Below are 12,693 nucleotides of genomic sequence, written 5' to 3'. Positions count from 1 at the left end.
GGCAACCGCTGCATTGGTAACTTTCCATGGTATCCAGCGTGGTAACCACTGGCCGGGTTCGCACCAGCTTTGCGTAAGAGGGTGCGAACCAGAAGTGCGAACCTCGGTGCGAACTTCGCCGGCACRCACCCGCCAATGCGTACCAATCGTGCGTACCTGGCTGCTTACTGCGGTCATGAGCCTATGCTGACGCTCACCAATCGGTCAGGTGCCTGTCAGGTATTCACGCAGCTCTCAGTGCGTGAAATCACTGCGTGAAGGGCTGCGTGAGACTTTGACGGGGCAGAGCTTCGCGCAAGGACCAATGCGCGACGGACGTGCGCGAAATACAGCGCGAAAACACGCCGATACGCGCTTGACGCGGGTCTTCCGTGGGGTTGTTTTCGCAAAGGGGCATTTGATGCGTCCGTGACCAGGAGGAAGTGGCCACCGCACCTGGTCACCAGCTACCACAGGGAATGCCATATTTCTCGATGTAGCGCTTTGTTTTTTCGCCGATCTTATAAGCGTATTGACCTTCGGTTTTACCCTGGCTAGGCCCTAGAGGCTCAATCTCTGCTTGAGCGTGAGCAACCTTGATGGGATGGTGGCATGAGTCTCTGACCCATACTTGCACGATGCCTGAGTGGATACTGGCGGCTTTCGACCCAGGCTGTGTGAAAACGCATGCACCGTTTTGTAGTCTGCGTTTCTACGTAAAATCTGTCGGCTGTTGGTTAGTCAGCAGACCGAAAATTTACGTAGGAACGCGACTTTCGTTCCGATTCTGAATGTCAGACGCGCTCTAAAACGTTTTCACACAGCCTCGACCCATAGCGGACGATTATCCAGTATCAGCCTTGGAATCACTGTCAGTCTCGCGAATAACTTCAGCTAACATAACCCACCTTCTGGATTTGCGTTGTATACCCATAGATACAGGATAAGGACATTGCATGACTGATGAGTTGATGACGACAGCAGTATGCTGGGAGATGGATGCAAACGCGTCGGTGAGTTTTGCGTACACCGCTAGAGACCTTTTCTATTTCTGCCCCAATCCTCGATGCCTTGTCGAAGTGGTGCCAGCAAAAATCAACAACGTATTTTTTAGAGCTCCGGAATCCCATGTATCTGGTTGCATAAACGAAAAGAAAAAAACAACGGCGTCCTCAATCCCCGTCGTGCCTATGCAAAGACACTCGCCTCCGCCGCCGCAGATCATCCCAAGCCATCTGGGCGCAATTGCGAAAGGACACAAGGCTACCAAACCAACCCTGGCTCAAATGCGTTCGCTTGCTATGCAGATCCAGGCCGCCCCGGCGCTGCATCCTGGTACCTTGCGTGAGGTCGTTGATGCTTGGTGGTTAATGAGTAAGATCGATCGCCGGCAATGCCCGCTTCACATCGCGGCCCGGGCGCTGACTTACTTCGACGCCTTTGGTCAGTTTGGCGTCGCAAGCAGGGACATTGCATCGTTGGAGTGTGAACGCATCATCGCTTTCGGCCAGGCTTCGGTAACACTTTTCAAAAACACCTTTTCTGTCACGACATGGCGCAAGTTCAATGCTGGCGGCAAGTCCCTGCCGATCAAGGTCAGAGTAAGGTCTGGCGATCCTGATTTTGCGTATCTGGCGCCTGGTCAACACGTGACGCTGTTTCTGCACGGCGTCACCCCCGCCCCCGACAGCCAGCAAAAATATTTCGAAATGCAGACCTCCAACGCTTACAACGGGTTTGTTATTAAGCCCATGCTCACGTGACAGAACACGTGCCCCTCGTGATTCAGGCTGTCGGGTGCCGACAAGAGCGGTCTTGCATACCGATGTTCACCAGCGCAAACATCTTCCACGACGCAGGCGCCAACCTTTGGTGGCCTGCTACAAGTCATCAGCAAACTCAGGTCTGCACGCTCAGAAGCGTTCGCTTATTTCTGTTTTCTGCCGCTCACTTTTTCAACGTGTATTTCTCAAAGTGGGATGGTCGGTCACCAGGCAGGGTGGTTACAGGTCGATCTGGTCAGCGCCACCGGCTTAGCAAAACTTAACATCCGGTTGATGCGAAAACCTGACAAAACCTGACATTGGAAATGCGGTATTGGGGCTTGGCCCACCCGTCAGCCATCTAACTATTGTCAGGTTGGAGGGCTCTGGGCGATGCTATTTGGCGAGCAGGTTGCCGTGGAGTGTCAGCGGTAAATGACGTTAGATCGTTGGTCATATGGAATAGGCTTCACCAACGCCGGCCCGTTTTGGACCGAAGCGAACTATCATCAGTGCCGCATCGTTGCCCTTTCAGTCAGGATTGAGCGAGTTGGTTATGTTCTCAGTGTTCAAACGCGGACTGGGTTCGTCCGTTGTGCTTTTCAGCGTGCTGATATTTACGAGTCACACCTATGCTTCTGCGGATCTCAACACAATCGAGCGCGCTGCTTTGCTCGGTAATGCTGATGCGCAGTCTCGCTTGGGCGTGCGCTATGAAAAAGGTGATGGGGTTGCCCAAGACATGGCGCAAGCCGTGGCCTGGTATCGCAAGGGAGCGGAGCAAGGTAATGCTTATGCCCAGTCCAACCTGGGGCGGTTGTATCTGCAGGGTATAGGTCTGGAAAGAGACGCAACGCTAGCAGCCCTCTGGTCTCGTAAAGCCGCCGAGCAGAACGAGCCTGTAGCACAGTCCAATCTAGGGTTTCTATACGACCACGGCGAGGGGGTAGAGAAGAACATCCCGCAAGCAATAGCGTGGTATACAAAGGCTGCCGAGCAGGGGAATGCGGTTGCACAGTTCAACCTTGCCGTACATTACGATCAAGGCGATGGCGTGACGCAGGACCTGCAAAAGGCGTTCACCTATTACCGTAAGGCGGCTGAACAAGGCGCTGCCAATGCCCAGTGCCAACTGGGTGCGATTTATCAGTACGGTCGTGGCGTGCCGAAAAACATCAATGAGGCTGCCCATTGGTATGCGCTGTCAGCTGATCAGGATTACCCGGCGGCCCAATACAGACTCGGCATTCTGTACGGAATGGGTGAGGGCGTCCCTCAGAGCCATGTTGAGGCCGCTTCGTGGTACTTGAAAGCCGCCAAACAGGGAGACGCATCGGCGCAATTCAACCTGGCTGTACAGTACGCCAACGGTGAGGGTGTTACCCAGGATCAGGATAAGGCCGTGTATTGGTATCGGCAGGCCGCCGACAATGGAGTGGCCTTTGCCCAGCACAATATGGGCGTTTTCTATGAGCGCGGTACCGGCGTGGGGCGCGACTTAGTTGAAGCCGCCTCGTGGTATCGCAAGGCTGCTGAGCAAGGTAATGCAAGGTCCCAGTTCAACCTGGGGCTGCTGTATGTGAAAGGTGAAGGTGTCGCAAAGGATTATTCCGCCGCTGCTAAATGGTTTCGTCTGTCTGCCGAGCAGGGCGAGGATGGAGGACAGGCAAGTTTGGGAAATCTTTACTTCATGGGTGAGGGGGTACGTAAAGATCGAGCCCAAGCTCATTTCTGGTGGAAAAAGGCAGCGGATCAGGGGAACAAGGAGGCTCAGGCTGTTCTTGAAAGGTTTTGATGGGTAGGTTGATGCGCCAGGCGACTCCTTGACGCATATCCCTGTGATAAATGGTAACCGTGCTAGATGGTTACTTTTAGTGGTTACCCCGGTGGTTACCGCATCAGTCGGACGAGTGGCAAGCGGTGGATACCAGAGTGGATACCGCCCGATCTGGGCAGCGCCAGCAACCTAACAAAACCTAATATTCGGCTGACACGAAAACCTGACATTGGAAACGCGGTATTGGGGCTTGGCCCACCCGTCAACCTGTTAACTATTGTCAAGGTGGGGCCGCTGGATGACTCCGTAACGGAGATCCCTTTGATGGATGGTAACCAGGCGGGGTGGTTACTTTTGGTGGTTACCTGAGTGGTTACCACACTGGCTAGAGAGCTCCGTAGTTAGCGAGATAGGCGCATGGTCTAAGGGGCTGTCTACGGGTATGAAACGGCCGCCCGGAGAGCGGCCATAGTCAATCGCTCTACATCTGGTCCTCAGCATAAATCGCCGCGCTGATAATTGCCCCGCCCACCCGACGTTTGCCGAAGCAGAGCGGGACCGGGTTACCCGAGGCGGTGGTGTTCCTGGCACTACCAAAAGCATAGCCAGGGGTGTTTTCAGGGGCGGCGCTGGTCTTTAGGCCGCCGGCCTGGGGACTGAGCATTTGGATGACGCCGCCCGCGACCATTCCTACACCTGTTGCAAACAGAGCAGCAGATACCGGCGGCGCCCAAAGGGAGAGGAAGGAAGCGGCGATTAGCAGCGCGCCTACAACAGTCTGCAACACACCAGCCCGCTTGCTGCCGACGATCACCGGCGCAATCACAATGTCGCCTTCGCCATGCAGTCTGAGCTCATTCTCCCCGACGTTCTTTTTCCCTAAGAACACCGCGAACTCAAGTCCCCTTGATTTCGCGTTCGATAGAAAGCGCTCGAAGCCTGGCAGCTGCACACAAAGCGCTTTGATGGTCTCGGCAGGGGTGCGCACGGCGAGCTGGTAAGACTTCCCAAATTGGCGCAACTGGCCATAGAGCTTGATGGTTCTGATCTGGTTGTACTGTGAGGCGTTCATACCTGGTCCTCTGCGTAGATTCCCGCGCTGATGATTGCACCACCCCAACGCCTATGACCGATGCAGAGAGGCACCGGATTACCGCTTGCTGTGGTGTTCTTGGCGGAGCCAAATGCATATCCCGGATGATTTTCTGGGGGAGCACTGGTTTTAAGGCCTTGGGCCTGGGGGCTGAGCATTTGAATAACGCCGCCGGCGACCATGGCAATACCTGGGGCGAGTGTCGCTCCATTGGTAAACGGACTGGCGATAATCAGCGCGACACCAATGATGGTCTGCAGAAGCCCGGCGCGCTTGCTGCCACAAACCACCGGCACAATGCGTATTTCCTTCGCGTCGCCCAGCGCCAGTTCCTTTTCGTCGACGTTCCTACGGTTCCGAAAAATCGCAAACTCAAGCCCCATCTGTTTCGCAGTTGCGAGATACCGTGCGAAGCCTGGATGGTTTACGTCGATCGCCTTTACCGCCTCGCGCACGTCGCCGGTCGACAACTCGTAAGTGTGTTCACGCCCGAACAACTTCGCGGCCGAACCGCTGAGCAAGATTCGAGTTTTGCTGCCGTAGTTGGTGGTCATTGCCATCGCTTTTACTCCGGTGCGCCCGTGGCGCTGTTGGTGGGCACGTCGACACGCAGTTGCATCGCCAGGATCATTCGGGATGCCATTGCGTCGTCACGAATAGCCTTCTCGCGTTGCGGATTTGGGTTCCAGGCTGAGCAATGAATGGCCTGATAAGCGCGAGCCCCGCGGAAAGTCCCACGCAACAGATCGGCCGAGATCCTGGCCTCGCTCTCGCTGAAGAAGGGCCCGTCTATGGTCACCTTCTGGCCGTCGCGGAGGTGCTGGACCTCCCAGACGACATACCCTCCGATCACTCGCGCATCGCTGGAAAAATCTAAGGTCTTGCACGCCTCTGCGAAGCGCTCTTGGTGTGTGGGCGGTTGGCTCGCTGTATTGCTGCCTTGGTCTGTCATGTACACCTCTGGCGTTGGTGATGGGCTGATGCCCGGTTGTGTTGCTCTGTGTGTCGCGACACGTTTTGCGAATTACGAAAACGTGTCGCGTACCGATGGGGTCATTTGCCGACGAGGCGCAGGTCGGGCGGCAGCCTTGGGCCGAATGGCGCACCAGGCGCGAACGGGTCGGGCAGAAGGTGCTCTGGGCATTCCCTGATGAAATTCATGGTTGCGAGTCGGCAGGCGTTGAACAGCGGTGCGTCGTTCCATTCCTGACCTCGGCGGGCGGCGCTGTCCTCCAGTGCGTAGGCGAACACCAGATCGGCCAGGCTGGCCAAGCCCTCCTTGCGCGCTGTCTCGCGCTCCACGGTATTGATCGCCAGCAGGTCGCACAGCCGATCGAAGCCAAGCCCGTTGGCCAGCCCCTCGGTATCCAGCACCAGCGAGCGCCCGAACCCGACGAGCACTGTGCGGAGGTCGTCCGACTCCACGCGACGGTGGTCGGCGGCCCGTTGCTCGAGCTCGGCGATGGTGCTGGCGGTGAATGGCAGGTATTGGCGCAACTTGCTGGCCTTGCGGCGGATGGCCCGGCGCTCGTCGCGGATCGAGTCAAGCCGCGCACCGAAAGCGCGGCAGATCCGCCGGGTGGTGATCAGGCTAGTGCTCATGCTGGCGCCGGGTTTCCTGGCGATGTCGACCAGGGCAATGACGAGGCTGGTGCTCATTGGGCTTTCTCCATGGGCGTTGAGTCGTAAGCGGCGCGCAGGTCAACGCCAGCCGAGCAGTGGCGGCCGGTGGGCGCGTAGCAGGAGCGGCAAACCATGATGTGGTTGAGGTACTGGTCACGGGCCTGTCGCCACTCAGGTGTGGCCGTGGCGGCACTGGCATGGGGGCCGGTAACGAACTGGGCAGGGTGCTCGACGCGGTTGGCCAGCACCAAATGCGGGCGAGACTGAGGGCGACTCCGCAATTTTGTGGAGTCGGTCCCGGCGATGGCCGGCGGCATGTGATCGAGCAGGGCGGACAGGAGGCTCATAGCGCCACCTCGGCCTGATTACTCGTAATCCAATGTTCCTGTGATTTCAAAAACGCCGGCAACAGCGGCAACAATGGCAACAGCCCCGTAAACCGTGGCCTCCAGGTGTTGCCAATGCTTCCAAATTGTTGCCACCGGATTTTTACCGGCAACAGTGATAACCAAGCTGACGGGTTGAGCTGGCCCCTTATATTGAAACTGAGGTGTGTGTTGCCAGTTGTTGCCACTCTTTTTATAGGGTGGCAACGGCTGCAAGCCACGTCCCACAAGGCCGTTGCCGGTGTTGCCACTGTTGCCAGTGATTCTAGGTTCCTGTGTATTTGGGCAATGCTGATTTGCCCGAGTGGAGGCGTCATACACCACCCCCTTCGCGGTCCATTGCCTCGGGATCGACCACGTACAGGCGTGCCTGGCCACCACCGGGGAGCCGGTAGTTTTTGGTTTTGCGTTCGTTGTCGCGGCGGGCCAGGACGTTCGCGCCTTCCAGCGCTTTGATGATGCGAGACAGGCCGTAGCCATGGGCAGCTTCGATCAGTGCCGGCTTGTTGAACAGGTACAGGCGGTTATTGCCCGTCAGCTCCCAATAGCCGGCGCGGTTGAATACCTTGGTGTCAGGCGTCACGTCATCGACATCGGAAAAGCGGCTACTGCCATGGCGATCGATGAAGTCGAGAATGCCGGCGAGGATCTGTCGGTCTTCAGCATTCCCGCTGCCTACCCGACTGAGCCATTCGCCATAGAGCAAGCGGCAGTCGGCGAGGGCGGTGCCCGGTTTCCATGGCAGCAGGCCGTAGGCGATGGCCATCTCGCCCGCCAGCGCGATGACGGCGAACCGATCGGCCACGCGCCCGGCCTGAGCGTTGTCCTCCACAAAGCTGGCGCGCACGCCGGCGAAGTCTTCGAGCAGTCCAGTACGGTCGTCACTGGCGAGCAGCTTCTCGACGAACGCTGGCCCGAGGTGGCCATGGTGGGCGCCGACGGCCACGGTGAGCTGCCGGTGGAAGTCCGCGCCCTCAAGCCCGTGCAATTCGTCAAAGGCCCGATGCGTGCGGGTGCCGGCGTTCACGTCGACCATGCGCAACTCGGCGCCAGCGTGAGCGGCATTGCCGGATATCGCGGCGTGTTCGGAGAGCGAGCGCTCGCCACTGGAGAGCGTCAGCAGGCGCCAGCTCAATTTGGCGCGACCTTCACGCTCACGGGTCATGGTGCCTTTGCCCTGGCCGTTGGCGAGCGAGTAGGCCATTTCCTGTACGCGCTTCGGGTCGGCGCGTTTGATCTCGTCCAACGGCAAGATGGTGTCGTTACGGCTCGACGCCTCGATCTCCAGGCCGCCCTTGGTCATGTCCCAACTGGCGGCGAATACGCCCGGGTCTCCCCACACCGACGAGCCGATCAGTTGTGCCAAGGACTTGCCGCTCGAGCTGTCGCCCACCAGGTGAACACCACCCCCCAGCACGCCGACCAGACTCAACAACGGGCCGGCCAGCGAGCAGCCGATCGCCAGGGTCAGCACCGGGTTGCCGGCGCACTTCGCGGCCACTTCCGTCTGCCATAGCGCCAGCTCGCCGCGGCGGCTGAAAAGAACCTGAGCCTTGTTGCTGGCCTGGTACCGCACTTTGTCGCTGCCAATCGTCCGCCCGGGCAGCACGAACGCCCCCGACTCATGCCAACCCGGTCGGCTGGTGGTGGCGAACACCTCGGCAGGGTGTTGGTCAAGCAGGTACTCCATGAAGGTGCCGCGTTTCTTCAGGGCGATAATGACGCCCATGCCGAACAAGGCACGCCGGGCGTCCTCGCCGCTGCCGCCGAACACCTCCATGGCGATGATCCATTCCTTAATGCCACCCTCGGTGACCAGGCGCAGCAGACGCCCCTCGCTCCCATTGTCGCTGTTGGTGGTGCGGGCCACGACCGTGACGGGGCTGGCGATCCACTCATCAGTGATGGGACGGTCACCGGTATCGCCCTCAGCGTCGTCCTGGTCGGCGGCCGTGCGTTTGAAGCCGTGCCAGTAGACGCCCGGGCGCAGCTTGCGACCTTTCTCGTTGGTCACCCAATGCTCGTACACGGCCCAGCATGGCCTGTCGGGAGCAACTCTCACTGTCCCGTCTACGTCGAGTTCTGCGAGCTGATCATTGATCTCTCGCTCTCGTCCTACGGCAGTTTGTAACTGGTCCAGATCAATGGCGCTGAGCGCTTCCCCACGGTCTAGCTGAGCGGCGGCAATAGTCTGGATCAGCCTTGCCTGATTGCGGGCGCTCTCCAGGGACTTTCGCTGGTAGTCGAGTCGTGCCGTGTCGCTCAGATTCCCGGCAAACAAGTCCTTGAGCTCAAGGCCGATTGCGGCGAGAACATCAGAGGTAGCGCAGCCGCCGAAGCAATGAATCAGCACGCGACCGTCAATGCCGGACGCCACGCTTAACGATGGTGACTTGTCCTGGTGCGCAGGACATTTGGCCATGTAGTTATCCGTTGCGGACCGCCTCACTCCATCCAGCCTGGGGAGTACGAGGCTATGAAGCGGATCATCACCGACGATGGTTAGCTTTGGAGTGCCCCTCATGCGGCGCCCTCCGGTTCGTATCGCGCCAGCACGCGGCCGATCTGTTTAACGATTGCGTCGGCTTGCTTGCGGCTGTGCTCGTTCGCCGCGCTGTCACGCAGTTGCACCAGATCGCTGAATGCGCCGATCAACAAAATCCGGCCGTAGTCGTCCATATGCGGCGGCACGTCGTCGCGCACGGTGATGGCGCCCAGCTCGAAAGGAATCACGTTACCCATGGCTGGCGCTCCCAGCGAAGGCTCGACAAACCCGGCCGTTGTTCACCGCATGCCAATAGGTCAGCTCGTCGATTGAGTCGACCAGGCAGGCCGTCACCTGGGCATCAGCACTACGCATAACTACGCGCCCGCACTCCGCGTCGACCTCGGTCAGGAATGGCCCCAGCAATGCCTTTGGCACCTTCGGGTGACTGACGTAAAACAGCTCTTTGGCTTTCTTCGGGCAAGCCGATCCCGTCGACGCTAGTGCGCCGTTTTGAATTTTCATGGTTTAAATCTCTTCGGAGTCGGTCGGTTCGAACCGTGTTGCGCCGCCGCGAATAACACGAAGCCCAATTACCGCCGCCCGGGCCACGCGATCAATGAAGCCAATTTCAAGACAGGTGTAGCGGCCACCCATCCCGACAAGTGCGAACTGGATGGCGTAGAACGCTTCAGTTTCATCGTGCGCCGCCAGGTCGCGCACTTCACCTTCGAAGAAGTCGACACCCTTCTGCCAGTCAGCCGCTACACCGGGATTGTTCCGCGGCCAGTTGATCAATCGCCCTTCGGAATCACGCGTCGTGAAGCTCAGGTCGTCACGGATTTTGATTTGCGCGCTCATTTGGCCACCTCCGCGGCGTCCAGAACCTCTTGCATCTTCTCCACCTCAGAATCGACGTAGTTCGCCCAGTCGTAGCCGAGAAAGCCGCCGAGGTTCGCCAGCTCCTCGATGTCGTGCGACGTGCCGTGCTTCATGTCCTTGATGATGGAGTTGAACAGCACTCGCATGTGATTGATGCGTTCCTGGGTAGCGCGCAGCAGGTCAAGTGCGTCGTCGGCGATGTTGGCGGTGCTCTGGGTCATTGCGCACCGCCTTGAGCTTCCAGGGTGCGAACGATGGTCATGTGGGCGTTGTAGCGAGTGAGGCGAACGGAGAGGGACGAGTTTGCGCGGAGGGCGCTCAAAGCCATGCGGCGGTGAGCAAATGCGCGAAGAGCGGACGGATTGAGGGCGTGTTTCATTGGTACAGCTCCTAACGTTGAGGAGCCGCCACTACCTGCTGCAAAACAGAATTGGGTGGCGGCTGTGCGCAGGTTTGCAGACCGGGACGTTAGGAGCCCGGCGCGCTCGAAAGCGCCCCACGCACAGCCACCATAAAACGAAGTTGCAGGCATGAAAAAAGCGCCAACTTTCGAGACGGTGGCGCTTATGCGCCTAACGATATTCGGGCTGCAAAACCCGGTCGCTGAATTTGCAGCGACGGGCGGACGATAACTCCGATGGGCGAGCTTGGCAACAGTTGGGAATGATTGAGTGGGCGTCATGCGGCAATCCTCCGCCGGTGTTTGCTCTGTAGCCCATGGACGTAGCACAGCAGGTTAGCTTTACGCTCGGCGTAGGCCATGCCCGAGCCAATCAGTGCCGTGTCGCGCAGCTCGGCCAAGGTGACTAGCTCCAGCTCACCAGCGTTCAACTGGTCGCGGTTGCGTCCGACGAACGCCCCGGTAATCACCTCGTTGATGAGTCGAGCTTCGTTGATGAAGTGGTGTCGCTGAGGCGTCTTGCCTTGAGCCTCGCAGTTGAGCGCCAGCGCATCACACACGGCGCGGTAGCCTATGGCAGCCTCACGCCGGGCGCTGGCCCATGGCTTCGACTCGCCGCGCAGCAGGGCATCTACCTGCTCGTCACACCAGATCTCAAAGTCCACAGAGAGCCAGCGGGCGAACTTCACCGCTAGCTTGGGGTGGAGCCAGGTACCGCCGCCGCGGTCCTTCCTTGCGCGGCTGGTTTTTACATATGTGATTTCCCCATATGTACGCTGCAGACCTTCCAGATAGCGGATTGCATCGGGCAACCTGAGCCATTGTGCGGGCTCTTTGCCGAACTGCGCAGCGGCTTCAGTTGCATTGATCCAGCCGTCGGCATTGAAACGCACGGCCTGGCCCTCGTAGTCGAAGGGAATTATGCGGGCTGTCATGCCGCCACCTTCGCACCGGGCTCGGAGATCAGTGTGTAGACGGCAACACCACGGTGGATGCGGCCCCACTCGTCCGTCATCGTGATGCGGTTGGTAATGATCTTGTAACCGGCGTTGCGCAAGTCCCAGATTCGGGCACCAGGACGGCAGATGTTCAGCTCGCGCATGATGGTGAAGGTGTCAGCAGGCCCCTTACGAAGACGCGGAACAAGCCGTACCAGTTGGGCGTGGTTACTGGTATCGTAAAGGTGAGTTTTTTCTGGGCTGGCCTTATTGGGTTGGCCTTTTTTTTGGTCGGCCATTTATGCAGCCTCCACTCGCAGGGCGACCAAGGAGTCGCACCAGGCGATAACTTCTGCCTCGATCCAGACGGCGGACTTTGGCCCGAGCATTACCTGCTTGGGAAAGCGCCCAGCTGCAATGCGACGGTAAATTTCAGATGTGGAAAGGGTGGTCAGGGCTTTGACTTCACCCAGTTTGATGAAGCGAAGTGGCCGCTCAGGCTGGACTGAGGATTGTTCGGTTTGCTTGCGGATAGGGTGGGTTGTCTTTGCCATGCTAGCGCCTCCTTGGGTGGCGTTGAGAACATGGGCTTATGCTGGGGCGGATTACGGTAGGTGTAACCGCAATTGCGGTTTTTCGTTCCGCAATTGCGGTGATTGTATAAATCGCAGGGCGAGGTTATTCCTCTTCTGCTATAGCCTTGTTTGCGGCAGAAAATATTTCGTCAAGATTGCGCTCTTTCAAGCCACGAAACGAGAAGCGCTCCAAAATAGCTGACTTGATGGCGGACTGTTTCATTCCTTGAGGTCTTGGGCGATCAATTGGCGACTCTATTAGTTTTATCAGTGCAGCAGTGGCCAGCAAATGTGACCTCTTAGATGTATTGTGTGCTGTTTCTTGTCGCGCTAACTCAGCTTTCGCCAATCTTTCTCGTAAGTGCTGATTTTCTAAAAGAGCTGACTTTAGTTGGCTGCTTAAAACCTCGACGCCTGCTTCGTTGTCAATCACCTGAACGCTCGAGTAGCCAATTGTTACAGGCATTGCTTTTATTTCATTTCTAGCGGCCCTTCGCAGCCAGATTACCTCTTCGACCAGTCTGTCCGAAATATTAATAGCCCGGTCATACCATTCCTCAAATGCCTCCCCAGGGGTATATCCTCTTCCAGTCAGCCACTCACATAACGCGCTGTAATCAATGAAGGTCAGGTTTGGAACAATGATCTCATCAAAATCACGTAGGGTTCTCGCGGCTTTAAGGCGACCTATCTCTACGGCGTTAATCAGTTTTGGTAGGAATATCTCCGTGATATTAACAAGTTTGGAGGTTGCCTCGTATGACAGTAGGTGTCCGCTATACTCTGTAAGCG

17 protein-coding genes and 1 pseudogene are annotated in these 12,693 nt (G+C 57.9%); 2 read left to right on the top strand and 16 right to left on the bottom strand.

Translation table 11 applies throughout. The features are described 5' to 3' along the window. Nucleotides 1-439: 439 nt before the first annotated feature. Nucleotides 440-622 (bottom strand): annotated as a pseudogene (locus AC1DH9_RS09255) (DUF2931 family protein); the annotation flags it as partial. Nucleotides 623-935: 313 nt separating this feature from the next. On the opposite strand from AC1DH9_RS09255, the gene AC1DH9_RS09250 reads away from it, so the two are divergent. Continuing rightward, a complete protein-coding gene (locus tag AC1DH9_RS09250) occupies nucleotides 936-1,742 on the top strand; it encodes a hypothetical protein (RefSeq protein WP_427544659.1) in 807 nt (268 codons plus the stop codon). A 556-nt stretch (nucleotides 1,743-2,298) separates the two neighbouring features. Next, complete coding sequence (locus AC1DH9_RS09245; RefSeq protein WP_427544661.1) at nucleotides 2,299-3,537, top strand: tetratricopeptide repeat protein; 1,239 nt, start codon at nucleotides 2,299-2,301, stop codon at nucleotides 3,535-3,537. A gap of 463 nt (nucleotides 3,538-4,000) precedes the next feature. Here AC1DH9_RS09245 and AC1DH9_RS09240 read toward each other — a convergent pair whose 3' ends face one another. The 15 genes from AC1DH9_RS09240 to AC1DH9_RS09170 form a co-directional block, all read right to left on the bottom strand. Then, nucleotides 4,001-4,591, bottom strand: coding sequence for a tail assembly protein (locus AC1DH9_RS09240; RefSeq protein ID WP_477808074.1), 591 nt, complete (start codon nucleotides 4,589-4,591; stop codon nucleotides 4,001-4,003). Then, nucleotides 4,588-5,172, bottom strand: a complete 585-nt coding sequence (locus tag AC1DH9_RS09235; RefSeq protein ID WP_477749121.1) for a tail assembly protein — start codon at nucleotides 5,170-5,172, stop codon at nucleotides 4,588-4,590. The genes AC1DH9_RS09240 and AC1DH9_RS09235 overlap by 4 nt, the downstream gene beginning before the upstream one ends. 5 nt (nucleotides 5,173-5,177) lie before the next feature. Beyond that, nucleotides 5,178-5,564 (bottom strand): hypothetical protein, encoded by a 387-nt coding sequence (locus AC1DH9_RS09230; RefSeq protein WP_427544667.1) that lies wholly within the window; start codon nucleotides 5,562-5,564, stop codon nucleotides 5,178-5,180. A 101-nt stretch (nucleotides 5,565-5,665) separates the two neighbouring features. Continuing rightward, complete coding sequence (locus AC1DH9_RS09225) at nucleotides 5,666-6,271, bottom strand: hypothetical protein (protein WP_427544669.1); 606 nt, start codon at nucleotides 6,269-6,271, stop codon at nucleotides 5,666-5,668. Further along, a complete protein-coding gene (locus tag AC1DH9_RS09220; protein ID WP_427544671.1) occupies nucleotides 6,268-6,582 on the bottom strand; it encodes a hypothetical protein in 315 nt (104 codons plus the stop codon). Before AC1DH9_RS09220 ends, AC1DH9_RS09225 begins: the two co-directional genes overlap by 4 nt. A gap of 18 nt (nucleotides 6,583-6,600) precedes the next feature. Continuing rightward, nucleotides 6,601-6,942: a hypothetical protein gene (locus AC1DH9_RS09215; RefSeq protein ID WP_427544673.1), complete on the bottom strand. Its 342-nt coding sequence runs from the start codon at nucleotides 6,940-6,942 to the stop codon at nucleotides 6,601-6,603. Further along, nucleotides 6,935-9,145, bottom strand: a complete 2,211-nt coding sequence (locus AC1DH9_RS09210; RefSeq protein WP_427544675.1) for a DUF927 domain-containing protein — start codon at nucleotides 9,143-9,145, stop codon at nucleotides 6,935-6,937. Before AC1DH9_RS09210 ends, AC1DH9_RS09215 begins: the two co-directional genes overlap by 8 nt. Further along, entirely contained in the window at nucleotides 9,142-9,363 is a 222-nt protein-coding gene (locus AC1DH9_RS09205; RefSeq protein WP_427544677.1) for a hypothetical protein, read from the bottom strand. The genes AC1DH9_RS09210 and AC1DH9_RS09205 overlap by 4 nt, the downstream gene beginning before the upstream one ends. Next, nucleotides 9,356-9,631, bottom strand: a complete 276-nt coding sequence (locus AC1DH9_RS09200) for a hypothetical protein (protein WP_477749123.1) — start codon at nucleotides 9,629-9,631, stop codon at nucleotides 9,356-9,358. The genes AC1DH9_RS09205 and AC1DH9_RS09200 overlap by 8 nt, the downstream gene beginning before the upstream one ends. 3 nt (nucleotides 9,632-9,634) lie before the next feature. Then, nucleotides 9,635-9,967 carry a hypothetical protein gene (locus AC1DH9_RS09195; protein ID WP_427544681.1) on the bottom strand — a complete coding sequence of 111 codons (333 nt, stop codon included), beginning with the start codon at nucleotides 9,965-9,967 and terminating at the stop codon, nucleotides 9,635-9,637. Then, nucleotides 9,964-10,209 (bottom strand): hypothetical protein, encoded by a 246-nt coding sequence (locus AC1DH9_RS09190; protein WP_427544683.1) that lies wholly within the window; start codon nucleotides 10,207-10,209, stop codon nucleotides 9,964-9,966. Before AC1DH9_RS09190 ends, AC1DH9_RS09195 begins: the two co-directional genes overlap by 4 nt. A gap of 457 nt (nucleotides 10,210-10,666) precedes the next feature. After that, complete coding sequence (locus AC1DH9_RS09185) at nucleotides 10,667-11,323, bottom strand: KilA-N domain-containing protein (RefSeq protein ID WP_427544685.1); 657 nt, start codon at nucleotides 11,321-11,323, stop codon at nucleotides 10,667-10,669. After that, nucleotides 11,320-11,625, bottom strand: a complete 306-nt coding sequence (locus tag AC1DH9_RS09180; RefSeq protein ID WP_477749124.1) for a helix-turn-helix domain-containing protein — start codon at nucleotides 11,623-11,625, stop codon at nucleotides 11,320-11,322. The genes AC1DH9_RS09185 and AC1DH9_RS09180 overlap by 4 nt, the downstream gene beginning before the upstream one ends. Then, nucleotides 11,626-11,880 (bottom strand): helix-turn-helix transcriptional regulator, encoded by a 255-nt coding sequence (locus AC1DH9_RS09175; protein ID WP_477749125.1) that lies wholly within the window; start codon nucleotides 11,878-11,880, stop codon nucleotides 11,626-11,628. Between the two features lie 124 nt (nucleotides 11,881-12,004). Next, nucleotides 12,005-12,693: hypothetical protein (locus tag AC1DH9_RS09170; protein WP_477808073.1), on the bottom strand; the 689-nt coding region annotated here is incomplete at its 5' end.

It is taken from the genome of Pseudomonas sp. 05T35, from assembly GCF_056396605.1.
The sequence above is the reverse complement of the archived record's forward strand: the minus strand, read 5'-3'. Positions and strand labels throughout refer to the sequence as shown.

Coding starts and splice junctions, on each gene's coding strand:
- AC1DH9_RS09195 (WP_427544681.1), bottom strand. CDS start 9,967: ATGAGCGCGCAAATCAAAATCCGTGACGACCTGAGCTTCACGACGCGT.
- AC1DH9_RS09240 (WP_477808074.1), bottom strand. CDS start 4,591: ATGAACGCCTCACAGTACAACCAGATCAGAACCATCAAGCTCTATGGC.
- AC1DH9_RS09245 (WP_427544661.1), top strand. CDS start 2,299: ATGTTCTCAGTGTTCAAACGCGGACTGGGTTCGTCCGTTGTGCTTTTC.
- AC1DH9_RS09185 (WP_427544685.1), bottom strand. CDS start 11,323: ATGACAGCCCGCATAATTCCCTTCGACTACGAGGGCCAGGCCGTGCGT.
- AC1DH9_RS09175 (WP_477749125.1), bottom strand. CDS start 11,880: ATGGCAAAGACAACCCACCCTATCCGCAAGCAAACCGAACAATCCTCA.
- AC1DH9_RS09180 (WP_477749124.1), bottom strand. CDS start 11,625: ATGGCCGACCAAAAAAAAGGCCAACCCAATAAGGCCAGCCCAGAAAAA.
- AC1DH9_RS09190 (WP_427544683.1), bottom strand. CDS start 10,209: ATGACCCAGAGCACCGCCAACATCGCCGACGACGCACTTGACCTGCTG.
- AC1DH9_RS09210 (WP_427544675.1), bottom strand. CDS start 9,145: ATGAGGGGCACTCCAAAGCTAACCATCGTCGGTGATGATCCGCTTCAT.
- AC1DH9_RS09200 (WP_477749123.1), bottom strand. CDS start 9,631: ATGAAAATTCAAAACGGCGCACTAGCGTCGACGGGATCGGCTTGCCCG.
- AC1DH9_RS09250 (WP_427544659.1), top strand. CDS start 936: ATGACTGATGAGTTGATGACGACAGCAGTATGCTGGGAGATGGATGCA.
- AC1DH9_RS09235 (WP_477749121.1), bottom strand. CDS start 5,172: ATGGCAATGACCACCAACTACGGCAGCAAAACTCGAATCTTGCTCAGC.
- AC1DH9_RS09220 (WP_427544671.1), bottom strand. CDS start 6,582: ATGAGCCTCCTGTCCGCCCTGCTCGATCACATGCCGCCGGCCATCGCC.
- AC1DH9_RS09205 (WP_427544677.1), bottom strand. CDS start 9,363: ATGGGTAACGTGATTCCTTTCGAGCTGGGCGCCATCACCGTGCGCGAC.
- AC1DH9_RS09230 (WP_427544667.1), bottom strand. CDS start 5,564: ATGACAGACCAAGGCAGCAATACAGCGAGCCAACCGCCCACACACCAA.
- AC1DH9_RS09225 (WP_427544669.1), bottom strand. CDS start 6,271: ATGAGCACCAGCCTCGTCATTGCCCTGGTCGACATCGCCAGGAAACCC.